15 protein-coding genes and 1 other RNA gene are annotated in these 23,025 nt (G+C 64.3%); 9 read left to right on the forward strand and 7 right to left on the reverse strand.

Translation table 11 applies throughout. The features are described 5' to 3' along the window. Positions 1-124: 124 nt before the first annotated feature. From XpruCFBP8353_RS02240 to nudE, 6 genes are all read right to left on the reverse strand, one after another. Positions 125-559, reverse strand: coding sequence for an NfeD family protein (locus XpruCFBP8353_RS02240; RefSeq protein ID WP_101361734.1), 435 nt, complete (start codon positions 557-559; stop codon positions 125-127). Between the two features lie 3 nt (positions 560-562). Beyond that, positions 563-1,528, reverse strand: a complete 966-nt coding sequence (locus XpruCFBP8353_RS02245; protein WP_101361735.1) for an SPFH domain-containing protein — start codon at positions 1,526-1,528, stop codon at positions 563-565. A 151-nt stretch (positions 1,529-1,679) separates the two neighbouring features. After that, positions 1,680-2,015 (reverse strand): YnfA family protein, encoded by a 336-nt coding sequence (locus XpruCFBP8353_RS02250; protein ID WP_101361736.1) that lies wholly within the window; start codon positions 2,013-2,015, stop codon positions 1,680-1,682. Then, the gene (gene mazG, locus XpruCFBP8353_RS02255; RefSeq protein WP_101361737.1) at positions 2,012-3,031 is read right to left on the reverse strand and encodes a nucleoside triphosphate pyrophosphohydrolase; all 1,020 of its coding nucleotides are present in this window, start codon (positions 3,029-3,031) and stop codon (positions 2,012-2,014) included. Before mazG ends, XpruCFBP8353_RS02250 begins: the two co-directional genes overlap by 4 nt. A gap of 192 nt (positions 3,032-3,223) precedes the next feature. After that, positions 3,224-4,024, reverse strand: coding sequence for a 3'(2'),5'-bisphosphate nucleotidase CysQ (gene cysQ / locus XpruCFBP8353_RS02260; RefSeq protein WP_101361738.1), 801 nt, complete (start codon positions 4,022-4,024; stop codon positions 3,224-3,226). Continuing rightward, positions 4,021-4,569 carry an ADP compounds hydrolase NudE gene (gene nudE / locus XpruCFBP8353_RS02265; RefSeq protein WP_162300922.1) on the reverse strand — a complete coding sequence of 183 codons (549 nt, stop codon included), beginning with the start codon at positions 4,567-4,569 and terminating at the stop codon, positions 4,021-4,023. The genes cysQ and nudE overlap by 4 nt, the downstream gene beginning before the upstream one ends. A gap of 41 nt (positions 4,570-4,610) precedes the next feature. On the opposite strand from nudE, the gene bioA reads away from it, so the two are divergent. Further along, on the forward strand, positions 4,611-6,029 hold the full coding sequence (bioA, locus tag XpruCFBP8353_RS02270; protein ID WP_101361740.1) for an adenosylmethionine--8-amino-7-oxononanoate transaminase: 1,419 nt from the start codon (positions 4,611-4,613) through the stop codon (positions 6,027-6,029). Then, on the forward strand, positions 6,020-6,754 hold the full coding sequence (locus tag XpruCFBP8353_RS02275) for a 16S rRNA (uracil(1498)-N(3))-methyltransferase (RefSeq protein ID WP_101361741.1): 735 nt from the start codon (positions 6,020-6,022) through the stop codon (positions 6,752-6,754). The genes bioA and XpruCFBP8353_RS02275 overlap by 10 nt, the downstream gene beginning before the upstream one ends. 317 nt (positions 6,755-7,071) lie before the next feature. On the opposite strand, the gene XpruCFBP8353_RS02280 is transcribed toward XpruCFBP8353_RS02275, so the two are convergent. Then, a complete protein-coding gene (locus XpruCFBP8353_RS02280; RefSeq protein ID WP_101361742.1) occupies positions 7,072-8,088 on the reverse strand; it encodes a glucokinase family protein in 1,017 nt (338 codons plus the stop codon). 701 nt (positions 8,089-8,789) lie between these two features. Between XpruCFBP8353_RS02280 and XpruCFBP8353_RS02290 the strand changes: the two genes are divergently transcribed. The 7 genes from XpruCFBP8353_RS02290 to XpruCFBP8353_RS02320 all read left to right on the forward strand — a co-directional run bounded on the left by XpruCFBP8353_RS02290 (position 8,790) and on the right by XpruCFBP8353_RS02320 (position 22,925). Next, complete coding sequence (locus tag XpruCFBP8353_RS02290; protein WP_101361744.1) at positions 8,790-11,462, forward strand: TonB-dependent receptor; 2,673 nt, start codon at positions 8,790-8,792, stop codon at positions 11,460-11,462. Between the two features lie 206 nt (positions 11,463-11,668). Next, complete coding sequence (locus XpruCFBP8353_RS02295; protein ID WP_101361745.1) at positions 11,669-13,354, forward strand: alpha-L-fucosidase; 1,686 nt, start codon at positions 11,669-11,671, stop codon at positions 13,352-13,354. Between the two features lie 3 nt (positions 13,355-13,357). Next, the gene (locus tag XpruCFBP8353_RS02300; protein WP_162300923.1) at positions 13,358-14,425 is read left to right on the forward strand and encodes a glycosyl hydrolase family 18 protein; all 1,068 of its coding nucleotides are present in this window, start codon (positions 13,358-13,360) and stop codon (positions 14,423-14,425) included. Positions 14,426-14,486: 61 nt separating this feature from the next. Further along, positions 14,487-14,563, forward strand: a non-coding RNA gene (locus XpruCFBP8353_RS02305) — sX9 sRNA. A 259-nt stretch (positions 14,564-14,822) separates the two neighbouring features. Then, positions 14,823-17,273, forward strand: coding sequence for a family 20 glycosylhydrolase (locus XpruCFBP8353_RS02310; protein WP_162300924.1), 2,451 nt, complete (start codon positions 14,823-14,825; stop codon positions 17,271-17,273). A gap of 21 nt (positions 17,274-17,294) precedes the next feature. Beyond that, positions 17,295-19,985, forward strand: a complete 2,691-nt coding sequence (locus XpruCFBP8353_RS02315; protein WP_162300925.1) for a beta-mannosidase — start codon at positions 17,295-17,297, stop codon at positions 19,983-19,985. Between the two features lie 279 nt (positions 19,986-20,264). Beyond that, entirely contained in the window at positions 20,265-22,925 is a 2,661-nt protein-coding gene (locus XpruCFBP8353_RS02320) for a glycoside hydrolase family 3 C-terminal domain-containing protein (protein WP_101361747.1), read from the forward strand. Positions 22,926-23,025 lie beyond the last annotated feature (100 nt).

The following is a 23,025-nucleotide window of genomic DNA, read 5'->3' on the forward strand; positions in this document are numbered from 1 at the left end:
GGGGGAACGGCGTGCGCGCAGCAGCGCGGTTACGCTGATTCGAGGACATCGACGCAGCGCGCTGCTACGCCGCGCTGCAACAATGCGTACCTGGGCAGCGCAGCGCGCGCCCTGCCTGCGCCCATCAACTGGCCGGCTGCACCAGCAAGGTCATGCCATCGACACCGACGATGCGCACCGGCGTGCCGGCCGGCAGATCGGGACCTGCGACCACCCAGAACGCATCATCGACCTTGGCGCGCCCGCGACCACCGTGGATGGCCTGATCGAGCAGCACGCGACGGCCGATCAGCTGCTCAGCGCGTCGATTGAGCAACGGGCGATCGCTCTGGCGGCCCGTGCCGCGAAACCAGGTGCGATACACCTGCACCGAAACGAAGCTGAGCACCACGAAGGCCACGATCTGCACCAGCAACGCGATGTCCGGCAACACCAGCACCAACACGCACACCGCTGCGGCAGCGATCCCCATCCACAACAGGAAGGCACCCGGCACCAAGGTCTCGGCCGCAATCAGCAACAGCGCCAGCACTGCCCAGACCGCCAGATCCCAGCGCATGGCTCAGCCTCCTGCGCGCGGTGGTATCGGCGGCACGCGCACGGCAGGTGCGTCGGGCTTGCCGATCGCTTCCTTGGCCAACTCGGCGATACCGGCGATTGAGCCGATGATGCCGCTGGACTCCATCGGCATCAGCACGAACTTCTGGTTGGGCGCGGTAGCCAGCGCCTTGAACGCTTCCACATACTTCTGTGCGACGAAATAATTGATTGCCTGCACACTGCCGCTGGCGATCGCATCGGACACCACCTGGGTGGCGCGCGCCTCGGCCTCGGCCAGACGTTCGCGCGCTTCGGCATCGCGAAAGGCGGCTTCCTTGCGGCCTTCGGCCTCAAGCACGGCGGCCTGCTTCTCGCCATCGGCGCGCAGGATTTCCGATTGACGCGAACCTTCCGCTTCGAGGATCTGCGCACGCTTTTCGCGCTCGGCCTTCATCTGCCGCGCCATCGAGTCGATCAGGTCGCGTGGCGGCTGGATGTCGCGAATCTCGATGCGGGTGACCTTGATGCCCCACGGGTTGGTGGCCTGATCGACCACGCTGAGCAACTGCGCATTGATGGTTTCGCGCTGGCTGAGCGATTCGTCCAGATCCATCGAACCGATCACGGTGCGGATATTGGTCTGCACCAGCGCAATCGAGGCGATCTCCAGATTGGACACTTCATACGCGGCCTTGGCGGCATCCAGCACCTGGAAGAACACCACCCCGTCCACGCGCACCACCGCGTTGTCCTTGGTGATGACGTCCTGGCTGGGCACATCCAGCACCTGTTCCATCATGTTGATCTTGCGGCCCACGCCGTAGACCACCGGCACCAGAAAGTGCAGCCCAGGGCTCATGGTGTGGGTGTAGCGGCCGAAGCGCTCTACCGTCCACTGGTAGCCTTGCGGCACCATGCGGACGGTCTTGAACAAGACAATGACGCCTGCAACCAGCACGACGATGGCGAGAAATGACGTCGGAAACATATGCAGCCCCTTGCGCGTAGTGGATCTATCCTTGCCCGAGTATGCCTCAGCGCTCGCGGTGCTATTGCCAGCCACCTGCATGACAGGTGCAGTTGCTGCCCGCGGCGGCTGTGGCAACACCGGCAACGTGCGCGCGTTTGCGCGAGTGCAGTCAGGCGCTACGTGGGGCGAACATGATGATCGCCATGCCGAACAGGCAACAGGCGGCGCCGAGCAGATCCCAGCGTGTCGGCGTCACGCCATCCACCCACCACAACCACAGCAGCGCGCTGGCGATATAGACGCCGCCATAGGCCGCATACACGCGACCGCTCGCTTCTGGATGCAAGCTCAACAACCACACGAAGATGGCAAGGCTCAGCGCGGTGGGCAGAAGCAGCCACACGCTGCCACCTTTGCGCAGCCATAGATAAGGAAGGTAGCAACCGACCAGCTCGGCGAGCGCCGTGGCGGCGAACAGCAGCAGCGTGGCCGGCGCGATGTTCATGCGGGATGTGGCGTGTCGCAGTCCGAGCTGTCGAGGCCGGATTGCTTCCCGTCTGCGCTGTGGGCAGCTTGCCCGACAACTACCGGGTTACTGGAGCCAGGGTCGTGCACGGAGGGTGCGACGGGAACCGACGTGTGCGAGGCCGGTGCATCGCTCGCGGAACCGGCGATGGCCGGACTGTCGCTAGCCGGCATAGCGCTACTGCGCTCGCCACGCTTGACCTGTTGCCACAATGCTTCCTGCTCGCTCAGCGACAACGCGTTCAACGCGGTGCCGGCCGCATGTGCCTGCGCTTCCATCGCACGGAAGCGACGTTCGAATTTGAGGTTGGCGTGCCGCAGCGCGGCGCCAACATCGACCTTGGCATGCCGGGCCAGATTGGCGCAGACGAACAACACATCGCCCAGTTCGTCTTCCAGCCGGGCCTGGTTGTCGGCCACCGGGCCACGTGCGAATTCCACTCGCAGTTCTTCGATTTCTTCCTGCAGTTTTTCCAGCACCGGCATCGGGCCGGGCCAATCGAAACCGACTCGTGCCGCACGCGACTGCAGTTTGGTGGAGCGCTGCCATTCGGGCAGTCCGCGCGCGATGCCGGCGAGTGCGGAGTCGTCCTGGTTGCCGGCAGCGCGACGTTCTTCGCGCTTGATCTGCTCCCAGTTGGCGCTCACCGCCTGTGCATCGGGCGCCTGTTGCGCAGCGAACACATGCGGGTGGCGACGCACCAGTTTGTCGCTGAGCGTGGCGACTACATCGGCGAAGCCGAACGCCCCCTGCTCGGCCGCCATTTGCGAATGAAAGACCACCTGCAGCAACAGGTCGCCCAACTCGTCGCGCAGGCCAGCCAAGTCGTTGCGGTCGATCGCATCGGCCACTTCGTAGGCTTCTTCGATGGTGTACGGCGCGATGCTGGCAAAGGTCTGCTGCACATCCCAGGGGCAGCCGTGTTCGCGATCGCGCAGGCGCCCCATCAACTGCAGCAGTTGCTGAATGTCGCCGGTGGGCGGGGTCTGAGACATCGTGTGTTCCTGAAACCTTTAAGAATGCGTGCTCTAGCGGCGGCATGTCGCAGGCGACATAGACGGCCATCGCACACTGCAGCGGCGCGCTGCCGCGTGCGGGTACGCAGTGTACCTTTCAGTTCGTCAGGACCTTGCCCAGCCAGGCCGTCGCGACGGCGGCGCGCCCTTCGCGCACGCCGCGCACGCCGCTCACGCCAGCCAATCGCGCCAGGGCAGATTGGGATCGCCGAGTGCGATGAAGTCGCCGTTGAGCAAGGTGTCGCGGCGGTTGTAGCGGAACGGTTTGCCGCTGGCGCCGGCCAGCAACATGCCACCGGCCGCATGCAGCACGCACTGGCCGGCGGCGGTGTCCCACTCGGAGGTGGGGCCGAAGCGTGGATACACGTCCAGGCTGCCTTCGGCGATGCGGCAGAATTTCAACGACGAACCTTGCGCAACCACGTCGATCTCGCCCATGCGCTCCAGCGCGGCGGCGGTGCGCGCGTCGCGGTGCGAGCGGCTGGCAGCGACCCGCAACGGCGTGGCCGCAGGGGTGCGCGTGTGCAGCATCTCGTCGCGGTCGCCATCGCGGCGGAATGCGTTGTCGCCGCGCGCGGCATACCACACCCGCCCGTCGACCGGTGCCTGCACCACCCCGAGCACCGGCGCACCCATATGGATGAGTGCGATGTTGACGCTGAACTCGCCATTGCGCTTGACGAACTCGCGGGTGCCATCGAGCGGATCGACCAGCCAGTAGCTGGTCCAGTACTGGCGTTCTTCCCAGGCCACGTGCGCGGATTCTTCCGAGAGCACCGGTACATCCGGCGTGACCCGGCGCAGGCCTTCGACGATGACGCGGTTGGCAGCCAGGTCGGCCTGGGTCAGCGGGCTGGCGTCGTCCTTGATCTCCACCGCGAAGTCCTGCGCGTAGACCTCCATGATTGCGGCGCCGGCATCGCGCGCGATGGCGATCACGGTTTCGCGCAGTTCCATCGGGATGCGGATCATGGGTTGCGCTCCAGCCACTCGCGCGCAATGAACAGGGCGGCCAGCGAGCGGCCTTCGGAGAAATCTTCGCGCAGCATCAATTCGTCCAGGCGTGCGATCGGCCACGGCACCACGTCCATCTCTTCCGGCTCGTCGCCGACCAGGCGCTCGGGGTAGAGGTCGCGTGCCAGCACCAACCAGGATTGGTGACTCATATAAGTAGGAGCGAGCGTCATCGCGCGCAGCACCTGGACCTGGCGCGCGCCGTAGCCGGCTTCTTCCTTGAGCTCGCGGTCGGCGGCTTGCTCGGGCGTTTCGCCGGCATCGATGCGGCCCTTGACCAGACCCAACTCGTAGCGATGTACGCCGGCGGCATATTCGCGCACCAGCAGCACGGTGTGCGCATCGAGCATCGGCACCACCACCACGGCCCCGTGGCCCTGGCTGAGTTGACGTTCGTAGATGCGGCGCTGCCCGTTGGAAAATTCCAGATCCAGCTGCTGACGACGGAACGGCCCGTCGCCCAGATCGGTGATCTTGTGGATGGTCGGCAGGCGCGAGCTCATGCGTCGCACGCAGCCGCAAAGCGGGCCGATAGAATAGGCAGATGCATCGACATGTCCATGAACCCGAAATCCTAGCAGACCCTGCAGCCGCACAAACTGCCGAACATTGGCGGCAACGCGATCTTGCTGTGGTGTGGCACCCCTGCACGCAGATGCGCGAGCACCCGCACACACTGCCGCTGGTGCCAATCGCGCGCGGCGAAGGCACGTGGCTGGTTGGTCACGACGGCCGCCGCTATCTGGATGCGGTCAGCAGCTGGTGGACCAACCTGTTCGGCCATACCGAACCACGCATCGGCGCAGCCATCGCGCGCCAGGCCGGCGAACTGGAGCAGGTGATGCTGGCCGGCTTCACGCATACGCCAGCCGTGCAACTGGCCGAGCAGCTCCTCGCAATCGCACCACGCCAGGCCGGGCGCGCGCCGTTGTCCAAGGTGTTCTATGCCGACAACGGATCGGCCGGCGTGGAAGTGGCGCTGAAGATGGCATTCCACTACTTCCACAATCGTGGCGAGCACCGGCGCACACGCTTCATTGCGCTGGAGAACGGTTACCACGGCGAAACCATCGGCGCGCTGTCGGTTGGCGATATTCCGCTATACCGGCGCGTGTATGCGCCGCTCTTGCTGGAGTCGATGTTCGCACCCTCGCCCGATGCGTATCTGGCCGCGCCCGGACAGAGCGCCGAAGACTACGCACTGCAGGCGGCCGATGCGCTGCAGGCGTTGTTCGAACGATCGCCGGGCGAAATCTGCGCACTGATTCTGGAGCCGCGTGTGCAGTGTGCGGGCGGCATGCGCATGTACCACCCGGCGTATCTGCGGCGCGCACGCGAGCTATGCGATGCCCATGGCGCGTTCTTGATCGCCGACGAAATCGCCGTCGGCTTCGGCCGCACCGGCACCCTGTTCGCCTGCGAACAGGCCGGCGTAATGCCTGATCTGCTGTGCCTGTCGAAGGGTCTGACCGGCGGCTTCCTGCCGCTGTCGGCGGTATTGGCCACGCAGCAGTTATACGACGTCTTTCTGGACGATTCGCGCGAGCGTGCGTTCCTGCATTCGCACAGCTACACCGGCAATCCGCTGGCATGTGCGGCGGCGCTGGCGACGTTGAAGATCTTCGCTGACGACGACGTGGTTGCGCGTAACCAACCCATCGCCACGCGCATGAGTGAGCTCGCTGCGCAGATCGGCGAACACCCGGCCGTGGCGGACGTGCGCCAGGCAGGCATGATCGTGGCATTCGAGCTGACCCAGGGCGGCGACAAGCGCACGCCGTTTGCGCCTGCCGCACGCGTCGGTCTGAAGGCGTATCGCGCGGCGCTAGAGAAAGGTGTGGTACTGCGCCCGCTCGGCGACGTGCTGTACTGGATGCCGCCGTATTGCGTGGACGAGGCGCAACTTGCGTTGTTGGCCGACACCACCCGCCACGCCATCGCCGAGGCCGTTGCATGCGCCTGACCCGCTCACATGTCGCGTTGCCGCTGCACTGCGACCAGGAAGTGGCCCTACCCGAAGAATCGGCCAACCATCTGCTGCGGGTACTGCGGCTGCGCGAGGGCGATGCCTGCATCCTGTTCAACGGCGACGGCAGCGATTACCACGCGCGCATCACTGTGGCTGGCAAGCGCGACGCACGTGCGCGAGTCGAGCGCGCAGCGCCGCTCTCCAACGAATCGCCGCTGCGGATCACCTTGATGCAAGGCATCGCACGCGGCGAGAAGATGGATCTGATCCTGCAGAAAGCCACCGAATTGGGCGTTGCAGCGATCGTGCCGGTGATTGCCGAGCGCACCGAGGTGAAGCTCGATGCGACGCGCACGGAAAAGCGCATTGCCCATTGGCGCAGCGTGGTGGTGTCGGCCTGCGAGCAGTCTGGCCGCGCCCGCATTCCCACTGTCGCCGCACCGCTCGGCCTGCAAGAGGCAGCGCAGGCCAGCGATACGCATGCGCTACGGCTGACCCTGGACCCGCAGGGCGAGCATCGCCTGGGCACGCTGGCATCGAGCGTCCAGCAACACATCGTCGTGGCGATCGGGCCGGAAGGTGGCTGGTCGCCACGCGATCGCGCCCTGCTTGCCGATGCGGGCTTTACTGGCCTGCAATTGGGGCCGCGCATCCTGCGCACGGAAACCGCCGGCCTCGCGGCCATCGCGGCGCTGCAGTCGCGATTCGGGGATCTGTAAGGACATCGCGATTGATGGGGCACAGATCGTTGTGGTGCAGGGCGAGCCAGGCGCTAAGCGGTCATCCCTGACGAGCGGCAAGACGCGCAGGAGCGCGCTGGCGCGCGATTCGGCATCACCAAGTCCGCCGAGTGGCTTTGTCACAAGCCGCGGCGGAGAACGCAGGCGGTCGGCGCCCAAGAAAGAGGCCAACACCAGCGAACTTGCATGGCCTCCCAAGCACGACACGCAGGAGCGACCCTAGCGGCAATGTAGCGCTCTTGGTAGAGCCTCATCGCGCCCCAGGGCGCTCCTACGACATGATCGCGATCCGGGCGTCAGCGGTCGCGTTGCAGAAACCAGCTGGCTGCACCAATGACGCCGAGCTGGCCGTGCTCGACGATGCTCACCGGCACCTGTTCCAGCGCCGGACGCAACGCACCCTTGTCGAGCAGGCGTGCGACGAAATCGCTGTCGGCAATAAAGCTGGCGATCTGCGGCAGGAAGCCGCCAGCCAGATAGACGCCGCTGCGCACACCGTACAGCAGCATCAGGTCGCCGACCACGCTGCCCATGAACCCGCAGAATGCCTGCAAGGCGTCGTGCGCCAGTGCATCGTTGCCGGCCAATGCGGCGGCAGTGACATCGGCTGGGCTAGCGTGCACCGCGGTGTCTCCCCGCAAGGCGGCCAGCGCGGTATACAAATTCAACAGGCCCGGGCCGGACAACAGCGTCTCGGTACCCACGTGGGTACGGGTGCGCCGCAGTTCCTGCAGCAGGGCCACTTCCAGATCGCTGGCAGGCGCCAGTGCCGCGTGGCCGGCTTCGGTCGGCAGCACTACCGGATGGGCACCGTTGGGTATCCACAGCGCCGCGCCCAGCCCGGTCCCCGGACCAAGCACCAACGCCGGGCCCGCGGCACCTCGCGCGGGGCCGGACAACTGCATGACCTGATTGCCGATCATGTAGTTGGCCGCATAGGCGACTGCTTCGAAATCATTGACCAGATGCAAGGCCTGCATGCCCAGCTGGCAGCGAATCTGCTCGGGCGCCAGTACCCAGGGCAAATTGGCGGTGATCACACTGCCGTCTTCCAATGCGTAGCCGGCGCTGGCAATCACACCGCGGCGCACCGGCGCGCACCCGACCTCGGCGAAGAATGCGGCCATGATCTCGGCAAGGCCCGGGTACTCGGCACAGCGGTACTTGCGATAGTCCAGCACAGTGACCGGCCTGCCTGCGTCATTGCTTTCGCACACCAGCGCCAGGCGCACGTGCGTCCCGCCCACATCGGCGGCAACGAAGGTTTCGGGGCGCGGAAAGGCCACCGCTTCCATTGGACTGCTTGCGCTCACGCATTCTCCTGATCTGTGGCGGCGGCTGGCGTCGTCACCCGTTGGCCGACGAACGGCAAACGGGGTAGACAACGTTGTCAGCAATTGCCCTGTAACGCAACTGTGGCAATTGCGATTTGGCCGGAATGCGGCGCCACGCAGAATTCGCCAAAAATCCGCATGCGCAACGGCGATTCCCGCACAATTTCAGAGCGAACAGGTGCTTCTACCGTGTTTACGATAGAACGCAACGATGGTAGCAGTCGCGCTCGCAAAGAGCATTGCGCAGACGTTGCAGCCAGAACGAAGCGCGCCCCCTGGAAATGCTGCATTGCAGCGCAATCGCAGCCACATCAGAGATCTATGACGATGTGTTGACAACGCTGTCAGCGCTACGCGAGACTCGATTCAAATCGGGGTTCTGGCAGGAGGGGCCATGGACTGTTCGGTACTCAAGAACGGGCATTCCCTCGTCCGGCATTCCAGATTCGTGAGTTGTGCGTCGCCAGACGTATCCACTCACTGATGTGCGTTTAGCTCCACCGCTTCACCACACGGGGGACACCTCCTTAACCAAGCGAATCGCATGCACCTGCTTCGGGAGAAGCGTGCCAGCGGAATCATCGCGATCGGTCAGGGCGTGTTGTTTTGCCGGCCACGCCGAGCGCGTGACGCCTCTATCAAGGCGACGCGCTCACAGCACTAACCAATGAGGTTTAGCCATGCACAGCCGCACCACGACGTTAGCACTCTGTATCACCGCCGCTCTGTACTGCTCCGGCTCTGCAATGGCTGCCGGACAAGAACAACAAGCCCCGGCCAGCGCGCCATCGGCCACCACCGAGCTGGATACCATCACCGTCACCGGCTACCGTGCGTCGCTGGAGAAGAGCCAGGCGGTCAAGCGCTCGTCCAACTCCATCGTCGATGCGATCAGCGCCGAAGACATCGGCAAGTTCCCGGACACCAATGCGGCCGAATCGCTGGCGCATCTGCCGGGCATCAGCGTCGACCGTCAGTTCGGCGAAGGCGAAAAGGTCAGCATCAACGGCACTGACCCGGCATTGAACCGCGTCCTGCTCAATGGCCAGACCATCGCCTCGGGCGACTGGGGTGGCAACCCGACCGACACCAGCGGCCGGACGTTCAACTACACGCTGCTGTCGCCGGAAATCATCGGCCTGATGGAGGTCTACAAGACCCCCGAAGCGCGCATCGACGAAGGCTCGATCGGCGGCACCGTGATCGTGCACACCCGCAAGCCGCTGGACCTGCCCAAGAACACCATCCGCGGCTCGGTTGGCTACAACTACAACGACCGCTCGGAAGAAGGCAATCCGCGCGCCTCGGCGCTGTGGAGCTGGAAGAACGACGACGAATCCTTCGGTGCGTTGATCTCTGCCACGCACGACAAGCAGGACCTGGCGCGCGCCGGTATCGAATACTTCGGCTACACCACTGGCGCCAACATTCCGCCCACCGCCACCATCACCGGCGACGGCAGCAATGTGGCCACCGCGCGCGTGCCGGCCGGTATCAACAGCGCCTTCTTCCAGCAGACCCGCGAGCGCAACGGCCTGCAGGGTGCGTTGCAGTGGAAGCCCGACGAGCAGAACGAATTCAATCTGACCGGCATCTACATCAAGGGCAAGTACAACAACTTCAGCGAATCGCGTTACGTCTGCCCAGCCTGTAACAACGACATCCAGAAGATCACCAGCGCCAACGTCGAGAACGGCGTTGTCTCCTCGGCGACGGTATCGGACAACACCCGCGGCGGCGTCAACGATCAGCCATACGCACAGCTGGATGCGAACTATCGCGAAAGCACCGTGACCACCAAGAGCCTGAACCTGCGTCACGACTGGTCGGGTGAGAAGTGGGTGTTCACCACACAGGTCGGCGACACCCAGGCAACGGGCGGCAAGAATCCCGAATACCTGATGAAGTTCCTGATGACCGATGGCGGCTATAACTACGCCTTCGACGGCTCGCACACCGCAGTGAATTACGCCAATGGCGGTGCATCGAACTGGACGCTGCCCGGCTCGCCGGCAGGCCTTGCTGCAGGTTCGCAGGATGCCAGCGCCATGCAGGCCGGCGGCATCTTCTATCAGAAGAGCAAGGACGAAGAGAAATACTTCCAGTGGGATGCAGCACGCGACCTGGCAGTTGGCCCGTTCACCAAACTGCTGTTCGGCTACAAGTACATCAACCATAACAATGGCGTGGACGCACGCGGCAACCGCATCAACACCACAGATCCGGTGTCGCTGACCCAGTTCAACCCGGGCACCACGCCGAGCGGCCTGTACGACGGTTTGGGTGCAAGTGGCGACCTGACCACCTGGCCGACCGCTAACCTGAGTTCGATCCGCAACTATCTGCTGTCGCAGCCGCAGGGCCCGTATCGTCCCGATTACGGCTCCTCGTTCGAGGTGAAGGAGATCACGCACAACTTCTACACCCAGTTGAACTACGAGACCGGCAAGTGGCGCGGCAACGTGGGCGTGCGTCTGGTCGACACCAGTGACAAATCGCTGTATTGGCAGACCGCCGATGGCGGTACCAACTACTCGCGCGTGGCCGAGAACAACGACTACCGCAAGGCGCTGCCGAGCTTAAACGTCGCCTATGACGTCACCGACGATGCCGTGCTGCGCTTCTCCGCTGCCAAGGTCATCGCACGTCCACGCTATGGCGATCTGGCGGGCACCTTCAGCATCAACAGCGCCAACGGCAATCTCACCGCCGGCGGCGGCAACCCGGATCTGAAGCCGTACGAGTCCACCAACTACGACCTGGCTGCCGAGTGGTACTTCGCCCCGTCGAGCATGTTGTCCGGTGAAGTGTTCTATCGCGACATCAGCTCCTACATCGTCAACACTACCAGCCAGCAGCAGTTGACCGATCCGATCAGCGGCAACTCCGGTATCTACACGGTGACCTCGCCGATCAACGTCTCCGATGCCAAGGTCAAGGGTGCGTCGATCAACTACCAGCAGACCTTCGGCCTCGGCTTCGGATTGCAGGCGAACTACACGTTTGCCAAATCCGATGCGAGCTCGGGCTTGAACCTGCCCTACCTGTCGCGCGATACCTACAACGTGATCCCGTATTGGGAACACGGCGACTGGACGGTGCGCGTGAACTACAGCTACCGCTCCAAGTACTTCACCCAGATCGGACGCCTGGGATCGGAAGACTTCGCAGACAGCTACAAGCAGCTGGATTTGACCGCCTCGTATCAGATCACCGACTACATGGGCCTCACCTTCGGCGCCACCAATCTGCTGGATTCCACCTACCGCTTGTACAGCGGAACCAGGGACACCCCGACGGCGTTCTACAAGAACGGTCGTGGCTACCAGGCCCAGCTGAACTTCAAGTTCTGATGTAGTACCGGCGCGCCACCGACCCTCCACGGTGGCGCGCTTTTTTTTGACCTGTCCGCTGTAAACAGCGGCAGGTCGTCGTTGTACCAAGGAGTGGGACTGGCCACGCCCCTTCGCAGCTGAGGGAGCATGGCCAGGTCTGCTTTTGCCATTCACGCGCGGCCGCAACATGACCGATGCGTTTCGCTTACAGGAGTGCAGTTCCCATGACGACCGATAGCCGCCAGTTCGCGGCTCCATCCCGCCGCCACGCCGGAGCTGCACCCAGGAGTCGAATGCTTGCGTTCGCTCTACTGCTCGCGCTGCCGGCGCTCCAGGTCAATGCGGCGCAATCGCCGACCGCCCCGACGGCCACCACGCTGAGCCCAGAAGCGATCGATCAGCAGTGGCTCGATGCCACCGCCGCCTACGCGCCCGAACGCGAGCGTCTGGTGCGCGAAGCCGAAGCCGGCGCACGCAAGGGCCCGTTCCGCCCCGACTGGGCGGCGCTGAAGGCCTATCAATCGCCGGCGTGGTACGACAACGCCAAGTTCGGCATCTTCATCCATTGGGGCGTGTTCTCGGTGCCGGCATTCGGCAGCGAGTGGTATTCGCGCAACATGTATCTGCAAGGCTCCAAGGAATTTGCCCATCACGTGGCCACCTATGGACCGCAGGCGAGCTCCGGCTACAAGGATCTGATTCCCAAGTTCACCGCGCCCAAGTTCGATCCGAATGGCTGGGCCAAGCTGTTCCGGCAATCCGGCGCGCGCTATGTGGTGCCGGTGGCCGAGCACCATGACGGCTTCGCGCTGTACGACTCCAAGTTGTCCGACTGGACCGCGATGAAGATGGGTCCCAAGCGCGACCTGTTGGGCGAGTTGTCCAAGGCGATTCGCGCGCAGGGGCTGCACTTCGGCTTGTCATCGCATCGCGCGGAACACAACTGGTTCTTCGACGGCGGGCGCACGTTCGATTCGGACGTCAACGACCCGCGCTATGCCGCGCTGTACGGCCCGGCGCAAGTGCGTTTGCCGGGCAGGGACGATGCTGATGTGGCCAACGACTGGACGCCGGTATCGCAGGCCTGGCTGGACGATTGGTTGGCCCGCACTACCGAATTGATCGACACCTATCAGCCGGACCTGATCTATTTCGATTGGTGGATCGCGCACCCCACTTTCCGTCGCAGCCTGCCGACGATGCTGGCGTATTACTATAACCAGGGCGCGGCGCGCACCGAAGCCGATCGCGGCGTGGTGGTGAACTACAAGCTCGGCGCATTTCCCGAAGGTGCCGGCACGCTGGATATCGAGCGCGGTCAGCTCACCGGCATCCATCCCACCCATTGGCAGACCGACACCTCGGTGAGCAATGCGTCGTGGGGTTACATCGAAAACGACACCTACAAGTCGCCGACCTTCATCATCCACATGCTGGCCGACGTGGTGGCCAAGAACGGCAACCTGATGCTCAACATCGGCCCGCGCGCGGATGGCTCGATTCCGGATACCGAGCGCGGCATCCTGCTTTCGATCGGGCGTTGGCTCAAGACCAACGGCAGCGCGATCTACGACAGCAAGCCCTGGCGCGTGTATGGCGAAGGCCCCACTGAAGTGGTGGGCGGCACCTTCCAGGACGTCAAGACCAAGCCGTACACAGCCGAAGATTTCCGCTTCACCACCCGCGATGGCGCGCTGTATGCGATCGAACTCGGTTGGCCGAGTCATGGCGAAGCAGTGATCCGCTCGCTCAACGCCGCCGATGGCGTGCGCGCTGTGACCCTGCTGGCCAACGGCAAGAAGATCCCGTTCGAGCAACGCGCCGATGGCCTGCATCTGCGGTTGCCGGTCAAGCCAGTTGGCGAGAGCGCCTACGTCTTCCGCATCGACCTTTCCTCCCCCACTCCCTGACGGATGTTGTCTTTCATGAGTAAGCGATTGACCTGGATATTGCTTGCGCTGGCATTTGCCTGCGCCCCGGCCCTGGCCAAGAATCCCACTGCGTTGTTCTATCTGATGAACACGCAGAAATCGACCAACTCGTTCATCGCCAACGTCGATAAGATCGATGTGGTGGTGCCCACCTGGTACGGCGTGGACCAGAACGGCCTGGTCAACGGCACCCCCAACATGTATCTGTATGACATCGCCAAACAGCACAAGCTGCGGGTGATGCCGATCCTGTCGATGACGACCGGTCGCGAAGGCTTCCACAAGCTGATGCACGACGAAGCCGCCAAGAAGCGCATGATCGAATCGCTGCTGATCCATGGCAAACGGCACAAGTACTACGGTTTCCAGTTCGATTTTGAAAACATCGCCTGGACCGACCGCGACGCCTACACGCTGATGGTCAAGCAGACCGCCGACGCGCTGCATAAAGCCGGTTTCAAGATGTCGGTCGCCGTGGTGCCGAATGCATCGGGCTATGCCGAGGGCGGTCAGTTCTCCAAGTGGATGTGGGAATACTGGCGCGGCGCATATGACCTCAAGGCGCTGGGCCAGGCGGTGGATCTGGTCAGCCTGATGACCTACGACCAGCACACGCGCTGGACCACGCCAGGCCCGGTCGATGGCATGGTGTGGATGAAGAAGCACCTGGATTACGCCATCACCCAGGTGCCCAAGGACAAGCTGTCGCTGGGCATCGCCACCTACGGCTACCGCTGGTACACCGGCAATCCGGTCAAGGAAGACGGCACCGAGGCGTCGAATATTTCGGCAACCTACATCGATGCCGACGAATCCTTCCCGCTGGCGATCGAACAGAACGCCACCGTGCAGTGGGATCCGGTCGAGCAGGAATCGTGGTTCTACTTCTACCGCGACGACATGCGTGAGTGGGTGTTCCGCCCTGACGCTAGAAGCTTCAAGGCACGTTACGAACTGACCAAGCAGTACGGGCTGGAAGGTTTCAGTTGCTGGGTGCTGGGCGCCGAAGACCCGAAGGTGTGGGACGAACTGCCGACTGCGCAGCGCTAAGCGCAGTCAGCAACACGACTGCGCACGCGCTAGCCGGGTGCGGCCGGTGTTCGGAATCGGGGTGTCTCACGCGTACATTCCGGTTCTAAGCGTGCCGTCCACGCCCAGCGGGCAACTGCTCGCTACGTTTTGGTCGCCGCTCTAAGCGAGATGACGCAACGCTGCACCTACTTTACGGGCGCGGCTAGCAGTGGAATCGGACTGCATGTACTGCACCCGGCTCCTGCGCTATCCGCGCTCGTTTTGCAGTGACCGATGACGTTGTATTGGCCGCTCTACCACGCAGTCGCTACGCTGCGCACCGGGACGAAGCGTGCGCCAGTCCCTGCGCCTTCCGACACGGCTTTGCTACTGTGCGTGGCTGCCGTGTACCGCCGCCACATCGGGATGTGATTGCATGATGTCGAACTCCGCACCCACCACACGCCTGACAGCAGTCGCGCCGTTAGCCTCGCGCCTGCTTGCGCTCGTGTTCGCAGCAGCGTCGCTGGGCGGCTGCGAACGACGTGCGCCAGGCACCTCGCCCGCCGTCGCAACGGCGGGCGCTGCTGGCGCTGCAACAGCAGTCAGCGCGAGTGCACCGTTGCCGCTGATTCCTGCAGCAGTCCAGGTCAAGCGCGGTAGCGGCAGCGTCACGGTGGGCACCGGTACGGTGATCTCGATCGTGCCTGGCGATGCCGATGCACGTCGCAGTGCCGAACATCTAGCCGATCTGCTGCAACGCACACGCGGGCTGCGGTTGGAAGTGCGCGCCGAAACCAGCGCATCGCCGGGCAGCATCCGCCTGGAACGCAGCGCGCAGGCACCAGTGGCGCACAAGGAAGGTTACAGCCTGGATGTCGATGCCAACGGCGTGCGCATTGCCGCGCGCGATGGTGCCGGCTTGCTGTACGGCGCGATCAGCGCCTGGCAATTGATGACACCGGATGCGCGCAAGGGCCAGATCCAGCTGCCGTCGGTGGCGATCCGCGACTGGCCGCGTTTCAGCTGGCGCGGCCAGCATCTGGATGTGGCCCGTCATTTTCATGATGTGGATACGGTCAAGCATGTGCTCGACACGATGGCCCTGCACAAGCTCAACGTGCTGCATTGGCATCTCACCGACGACCAGGGCTGGCGTATCGAGATCAAGCGCTATCCCAAACTCACCGAGGTGGGCGCATGGCGCACTCCGCCCGGTGGCGGCCAGCACGGCACGCCGCAGCGGTATGGCGGTTTCTACACGCAGGAACAGATCAGCGAGATCGTCGCGTATGCGGCACGCCTGCACATCACCGTGCTGCCCGAACTGGACATGCCCGGGCATGCGCAGGCGGCGGTTGCCGCCTATCCGGAAGACGTGGGCGTCCCCCGCGTACGCACGCAAGTGGGCGTTGACTGGGGCGTCAATCCGTACCTGTTCAACACCAGCGAACGCAGCCTGACCTTCATCACCAATGTGCTGGATGAAGTGCTGACGTTGTTCCCGTCGACCTACATCCACATCGGCGGCGATGAAGCAGTCAAGGATCAATGGGAAGCCTCGCCGGCAGTGCGCGCACAGATGCGCAAGCTCGGGATCAAGGACGCGCATGCGATGCAGGGCTGGTTCAACGAACAGCTTGCGGCCTACCTCACCAAGCACGGCCGGCGCATGATCGGCTGGGATGAAATTCTGGAAGGCGGCGTACCGGCGAGTGCATCGGTCATGTCATGGCGCGGCGTCGAAGGAGCAGTGACTGCAGCCAAGCAAGGCCACGATGTGGTGCTTGCGCCCGGCGACTGGCTGTATCTGGACAATCTGCAGACCACACGCAGCGACGAACCGAACGGTCGCCTGACGGTGTTGCCGCTGTCCAAGGTCTACGCATTCGACCCGGTGCCGGCCGAGCTCAGCGCCGAACAGGCCAGGCACGTGCTGGGCGCACAAGGCGCGTTGTGGTCCGAATACATTCCCTCGCGCTGGCACGTGGATCACGCACTGTTCCCGCGTCTGTCTGCAGTGGCGGAAGTGACCTGGTCGCCACCGGCAGCACGCAACTGGAACAGCTTCTTGGCGCGCATGCCGGCACAGCTGCAGCGCTACAAGGCGCTTGGCATCGACTACAGCGACGGCGCATTTGCCGCCGATATCGCTCTGGAAAACGGCCCCAATCCGGTGCTCGCCGGCGGCCCGGCCAAGGTGGCACTCAGCACCCAGGCCGGTACGGGCACGCTGCACTACACCATCGACGGCAGCGAGCCTACGCCGGCATCGCCGCGCTACAACGCGCCGTTTACGATTCACTTGCCGACCACGGTCAAGGCCACGGCGTTCGATGCCAACGGCACGCCACTGGCAGCCACGCGTCACCATACGTTCGATCGCGCCGGCTTGTTGCGGGTGGATACGCAAGGGTTGCAGCACTGCGTCGAAACCGGCGCGCTCGGGTTGCGCCTGCCGCTACTGCCGGAGATGACCGCTGCCGACACGCCGGTGTACAACGTCGACCTGTTCCATGCCTGTCGCATGTATCCGCAGGCGCGCCTGGACGGTATCGGCGCAATCCGCATCGAAGCCGCACGCCTGCCCAATAACTTTGGTCTGGCGCATGAGCAATCCAAGGTCGTGCAGTACCCGGCCAAAACGCGCGGCGGTGAACTGGAAGTGCGTCTGGGCTGCGATGGCGACGTGATCGCCAGCGTGCAGCTGCCGCGCAGCGACATCCTGGGCGAGCAATTCACGCTGGAAACCGCACTGCCTGCACGCACCGGCGTCCACGATCTATGCCTGCGCTTCACCGCGCCGATCCGCGGCCCGCTGTATGCCATCGGCGCCGTTCAACTGATTGAAACCACCGCGCAGGCGCCCCCCGCCGCCACGCGCTGAGCCATCCTAGGAGAGTTACGCATGCCCCTGTCCCGTCATCGTTTTGTTCCCGCCCCCGCCCGTCTCGGACTTGCCCTGGCCTTCGCCATCTCGCAGGCCTGGGCAGCGCCGCCCACGGCTGTGACGCTGGACAGCGGCTGGCAGGTGCGGCTGGTCCCGGGCCAGGAGCAGTCCAAGACGTATCCGAAAGCGGCCGCGTGGCTGCCGGCGCAGGTGCCGGGCGCGGTGCAGACCGATCTGATCGCCGCCAAGATCGTGCCCGACCCGTTCTATCGCGACAACGAAGGCAAGATCCAGTGGGCCGGACTGAGCGATTGGCAGTACCAGACCCACTTCAACGTGGATGCCGCCACGCTCAACCGCGCGCATGTCGAGTTGGTGTTTGACGGCCTGGATACCTTTGCCGAGGTCACCCTCAACGGCAAGAAACTGCTCAGCGCCGACAACATGTTCCGGCAGTGGCGCGTGGATGCGAAGTCCTTGCTCAAGCGCGGCGACAACGTGCTGGAAGTCAAGCTTTACTCGCCGATCAAGAAGATCCAGCCATGGCTTGCCAAGCAGCCATATGCGCTGCCGGGCGCCTATGACTCGGCCTTCGGCGACGAACCCGAGGCACGGCACAGCTCCACCTATGTGCGCAAGGCGCCATACAACTTCGGCTGGGACTGGGGCCCGCGCATGGTCAATGCCGGCATCTGGAAGGATGTGCGCCTGGAAGCGTGGGACGCCGTGCGTGTGGAGGGGCTGCATATCGCTCAGCAACGTGTGGATGCACAGAGTGCGCAAGTGCAGGCGCAATTGGAATTGCAGGCCGGCCGCAGCGGGCCGGTGCAGGTGACGTTGGATGTGCTGGGCCCGGATGGGCAAAACGTCGGCCAGTTCACCCAGGACGCGGTGGTCGATCCCGGCCAGAACCGCATCGACCTGGCCGTGCGCATCGCCAATCCCAAGCGCTGGTTTCCGGCCGGTTATGGCGCGCAGGACCGCTACACCTTCGTGGCCAGCGTGCGCGACGCCGATGGCGACAGCCAGCAGATCAAGCGTGTCACTGGCCTGCGTTCGGTGGAACTGCGCCGCGAAAAAGACAAGTTCGGCAAGAGCATGGAGATCGTGATCAACGGCATCCCGATCTTCGCCAAGGGAGCCAATCTCATTCCGCTGGATGCCTTCCCTGCACGCGTGACGCACGACCGCATGCGCAGCACCTTGCAGGATGCGCGCGATGCCAACATGAACATGCTGCGCATGTGGGGCGGCGGCCATTACCAGGACGACTATTTCTACGACGTGGCCGACGAGCTGGGCATCATGATCTGGCAGGACTTCATGTTCGGTGGCGCGGTGCCGCCGTACGAGGTGGAGTTCCGCGAGAACACCCGGCAGGAAGCGATCGAGCAGGTCAAGCGGCTGCGCGACCACCCCAGTATTGTTCTGTGGTGCGGCAACAACGAAGTGCAGACCGGCTGGGAAAACTGGGGCGACCGGGTCAAGTTCAAGCAGTCAGTGGACCCGGAAGAACGCGCCCGCATCGAACGCGGCATGACCACCTTGTTCGGCACCGTGTTCCGCGAAGTGGTGGCCACTTACGACAGCGACGTGCCGTACTGGGCCACCTCGCCCGGTACCGACTTCGATGGCGCCGCCGACCAGACCAACGATGGCGACATGCACTACTGGAAGGTCTGGGGCGGCCCCGCGCTGCCGGTGACCGAATACCTCAACGTCACCCCGCGTTTCATGTCCGAGTACGGGCTGCAGTCGTTCCCGGACATGCGCACCGTACGTGCATTCGCCGAGCCCGGCGACATGGATCCGGAATCGCCGGTGATGCGCGTGCATCAGAAGTTCGACAAGGGCAACGGCAACAAGCGGCTGATGCTGTACATCCGCCGCGAGTTTGGCGAGCCCAAGGACTTCGAAAGCTTCGTCTACCTGAGTCAACTGATGCAGGCCGAGGGCATCAACATCGCAGCCTCTCATCTGCGCGCCTCGCGTCCGCAATCGATGGGCTCGCTGTACTGGCAGCTCAACGATGTATGGCCGGGTGCGTCGTGGTCCAGCGTGGACTACTACGGCCGCTGGAAGGCGCTGCATTACCACGCACGCCGCTTCTATGCGCCGGAGCTGATTGCCGCATTGCGTAACGACAAGGGCCAGACCGCGGTCTCGCTGGTGTCCGACCGCACCACGCCGCTGGCGGCCCGCTGGCGCATGCGGGTGATGGGCATGGACGGCAAGTTGCTGAGCAAGCGCGAGGAAAAGGCCACCGTCAAACCGCTCAGCAGCCTGCAGGTGGGCAACTTCAGCGACAAGCAACTGCTGGGCCGTGCCGATCCGAAACGCAGCTACGCAGTGTTCGAGTTGTTCGATGGCGAGAAGCTGCTCTCGCGCGAGGTGGTGTTCTTCGCGCCGGCCAAGCAGCTGGCGTTGCCGGCCGCAAAGATCGATAGCCAGTGGCGCGCCGATGGCGATGGCTACGCGCTCACACTGACCAGCAACACGCTGGCACGCGAGGTGTGGCTATCGTTCGGCGATGTGGATGCCACGCTGTCTGACAACGCCTTCGACCTGCTACCGGGTGAGCCGCTGACCGTGCATGTGAGCAGCAAGGTGGCGCTGGCGCAGTTGCAATCCACGCTGCAGGTGCGCGATCTGGCCGCCACGCTGGCTGGTGCTCCGCCTGAGCCGCAGGAGGCAGCGGCTGCGAAATGAAGAGCAGGACGGCCCCTCATCCGCCCTTCGGGCACCTTCTCCCGCGGAGCGGGAGAAGGATTCGGTGTTCCCGCCAAGAACGCCCTTCTTCGGCAGTGAGTATCCTTCTCCGCTGGCGGGAGAAGGTGCGCCGCAGGGCCGGATGAGGGCCCGTCACAGCACCAGCCCCATTCAATGGCGCGCATGACACCGCCACGCCAATCCTCCACCTCGCAGCAGCCACTGCGGCACTACCAGAACAATCCCTAGCGGCCTTGGCCGCTGCCCAGGAGTGAATCCATGTCGTCCGTGTTTGTATCGCGCCTTGCCATGGCAGTAGGCCTTAGCCTGACGCTGCCGTGCCTCGCCCTTGCCGCCCCCGCCGAACGAAGCGGATCGCCCGAACAGCGGGCCGCCGCCCTGGTGGCGCAAATGAGCCGCGAAGAAAAAGTGGCGCAGGCCATGAACGATGCGCCGGCGATTCCGCGCCTGGGCATCCCCGCCTATGAGTGGTGGAGCGAAGGCCTGCACGGCATCGCGCGCAACGGCTACGCCACGGTGTTTCCGCAGTCGATTGGCCTGGCGGCCAGCTGGAATACCAGCCTGATGCAGCAAGTGGGCACGGTGGTGTCCACCGAAGCGCGCGCCAAGTTCAACCAGGCTGGTGGTCCAGGCAAGGACCATAAGCGCTACGCCGGTCTCACCATCTGGTCGCCCAACATCAACATCTTCCGCGACCCGCGCTGGGGCCGTGGCATGGAAACCTACGGCGAAGATCCGTTTCTCACCGGGCAAATGGCGGTGGGCTTTATCCGCGGCCTGCAGGGCGAGGATCTCAATCATCCACGCACAATCGCCACGCCCAAGCACATCGCGGTGCACAGCGGCCCCGAGCCGGGCCGGCATGGCTTCGATGTGGATGTGTCGCCGCACGATGTGGAAGCGACCTATACGCCGGCCTTCCGTGCCGCCATCGTCGAAGGACAGGCCGGCTCGGTGATGTGTGCGTACAACTCGCTGCATGGCACGCCGGCGTGTGCAGCCGACTGGCTGCTCAACGGCCGTGTGCGTGGCGACTGGGGCTTCAAGGGCTTTGTGGTGTCCGACTGCGATGCGGTGGACGACATGACCCAGTTCCATTATTTCCGCCCCGACAACGCCGGTTCGTCGGCCGCAGCGCTCAAAGCCGGGCACGATCTCAATTGCGGGCATGCCTATCGCGAACTCGGCACGGCGATCGAGCGCGGCGAAGTGGACGAAGCCTTGCTGGACCAATCGCTGGTGCGCCTGTTTGCCGCACGCTATCGCCTGGGCGAGCTGGAAGCACCGCGCAAGGATCCGTACGCACGGCTCGGCGCGAAGGACGTGGACACCGCGGCGCACCGTGCGCTGGCCTTGCAGGCGGCTGCCGAGTCGATCGTGCTGCTGAAGAACGATGCCAACACGTTGCCGCTCAACGCCGGCGCGCGGCTGGCGGTGATCGGCCCGAACGCCGACGCGCTGGCCGCGTTGGAAGCCAACTACCAAGGCACCTCCTCCGCGCCGGTGACGCCGCTGCTGGGTCTGCGCCAGCGCTTCGGTGCGCAACAGGTCAGTTATGCGCAAGGCGCACCCTTGGCCACTGGCGTGCCGGGCATGATTCCGGAAACGGCGTTGCGCAGCGATGGCAAGCCCGGGCTGCGTGGCGAATATTTCGACAACGTCGACATGACCGGCGCTGCACGCGTGGTGCGGCAGGACCGCGCAGTGAGCTTCAATTGGGATCAGGTCGCTCCGGCAAAGGGTGTCCCTGCCGACCGTTATGCGGTGCGCTGGAGCGGCGAATTGCTACCGCCGAGCGCTGGCGAGTACACCCTGGCGGTGCGCGTTGCGCGGTGCTTCGATTGCACCGGGCACGATCCGGTGCGCCTGTATATCGACGACAAGCTGGTGGTTGCCGGCAACGCCGAAGACAAAAACGTGCCGGCAGGCATGCACAACGCCGACGGCCGCAGCGTGGAAACCGTGCTGCATTTCGACGATACCCGCCCGCGCAAGATTCGCCTGGAAATGGAGCACCGCGGCCAGGACCAGGGCGTGCGTCTGGAATGGCTGGCTCCTGCCGGAGCGCAACTGGCCGAAGCCGAGCAGGCCGTCGCGCAGGCAGATGCAGTGGTCGCCTTCGTCGGTCTATCGCCGGATGTGGAAGGCGAAGAGTTGCGTATCGATGTGCCGGGCTTCGATGGCGGCGACCGCAACGACATCGCCCTGCCCGCCCCGCAGCAAGCGCTGCTCGAGCGCGCCAAGGCCTCGGGCAAACCGCTGGTGGTGGTGCTGATGAGCGGCAGCGCAGTGGCGTTGAACTGGGCCAAGACGCATGCCGATGCGATCGTGGCCGCGTGGTACCCGGGCCAGTCCGGCGGCACCGCGATCGCGCGCATGCTGGCCGGCGACGACAATCCCGGCGGTCGCCTGCCGGTGACGTTCTATCGCTCCACCAAGGATCTGCCGGCCTACGTCAGTTACGACATGAAGGGCCGCACCTACCGCTACTTCAAGGGTGAGCCGCTGTTTCCCTTCGGCTATGGCCTGAGCTACACCCGCTTTGCCTACGACGCGCCGCAGCTGTCCAGCACCACGGTGCAGGCCGGCAGCACATTGCAGGTGACCACCACGGTGCGCAACACCGGCGCGCGGGCTGGCGACGAAGTGGCGCAGGTGTATCTGCAATACCCGGATCGCCCGCAATCGCCACTGCGCAGCCTGGTCGGTTTTCAGCGCGTGCGTCTTGCAGCGGGCGAGCAACGCACGTTGACCTTCAGCCTGGATGCGCGCGCCCTGAGCGATGTGGATCGCAGTGGGCAGCGCGCGGTGGAAGCTGGCGACTACACGCTGTTTGTCGGCGGCGGGCAGCCGGGCACCGGCGCAGCGGGCAATGCAGCGACGTTCTCGATCCAGGGGCGCTCGCCGTTGCCCAAGTAATGCGTATTACTGCAGGACACGCAACAGGCGTCGGCTGTCTCAGCCGGCGCCTGTTGCATTGACGCGTAGCGATTGTTGCGCCGCATCGCAGATCACTGCC

It is taken from the genome of Xanthomonas prunicola (assembly GCF_002846205.1).
Lineage (GTDB): Bacteria > Pseudomonadota > Gammaproteobacteria > Xanthomonadales > Xanthomonadaceae > Xanthomonas > Xanthomonas prunicola.

Bases quoted from the DNA above. Each gene is read 5' to 3' on its own strand.
- XpruCFBP8353_RS02295 (WP_101361745.1), top strand. From the start codon at position 11,669: ATGACGACCGATAGCCGCCAGTTCGCGGCTCCATCCCGCCGCCACGCC.
- XpruCFBP8353_RS02310 (WP_162300924.1), top strand. From the start codon at position 14,823: ATGATGTCGAACTCCGCACCCACCACACGCCTGACAGCAGTCGCGCCG.
- XpruCFBP8353_RS02240 (WP_101361734.1), bottom strand. From the start codon at position 559: ATGCGCTGGGATCTGGCGGTCTGGGCAGTGCTGGCGCTGTTGCTGATT.
- mazG (WP_101361737.1), bottom strand. From the start codon at position 3,031: ATGTCTCAGACCCCGCCCACCGGCGACATTCAGCAACTGCTGCAGTTG.
- XpruCFBP8353_RS02275 (WP_101361741.1), top strand. From the start codon at position 6,020: ATGCGCCTGACCCGCTCACATGTCGCGTTGCCGCTGCACTGCGACCAG.
- XpruCFBP8353_RS02290 (WP_101361744.1), top strand. From the start codon at position 8,790: ATGCACAGCCGCACCACGACGTTAGCACTCTGTATCACCGCCGCTCTG.
- nudE (WP_162300922.1), bottom strand. From the start codon at position 4,569: ATGAGCTCGCGCCTGCCGACCATCCACAAGATCACCGATCTGGGCGAC.
- XpruCFBP8353_RS02320 (WP_101361747.1), top strand. From the start codon at position 20,265: ATGTCGTCCGTGTTTGTATCGCGCCTTGCCATGGCAGTAGGCCTTAGC.
- XpruCFBP8353_RS02250 (WP_101361736.1), bottom strand. From the start codon at position 2,015: ATGAACATCGCGCCGGCCACGCTGCTGCTGTTCGCCGCCACGGCGCTC.
- XpruCFBP8353_RS02245 (WP_101361735.1), bottom strand. From the start codon at position 1,528: ATGTTTCCGACGTCATTTCTCGCCATCGTCGTGCTGGTTGCAGGCGTC.
- bioA (WP_101361740.1), top strand. From the start codon at position 4,611: ATGCATCGACATGTCCATGAACCCGAAATCCTAGCAGACCCTGCAGCC.
- cysQ (WP_101361738.1), bottom strand. From the start codon at position 4,024: ATGATCCGCATCCCGATGGAACTGCGCGAAACCGTGATCGCCATCGCG.
- XpruCFBP8353_RS02315 (WP_162300925.1), top strand. From the start codon at position 17,295: ATGCCCCTGTCCCGTCATCGTTTTGTTCCCGCCCCCGCCCGTCTCGGA.
- XpruCFBP8353_RS02300 (WP_162300923.1), top strand. From the start codon at position 13,358: ATGTTGTCTTTCATGAGTAAGCGATTGACCTGGATATTGCTTGCGCTG.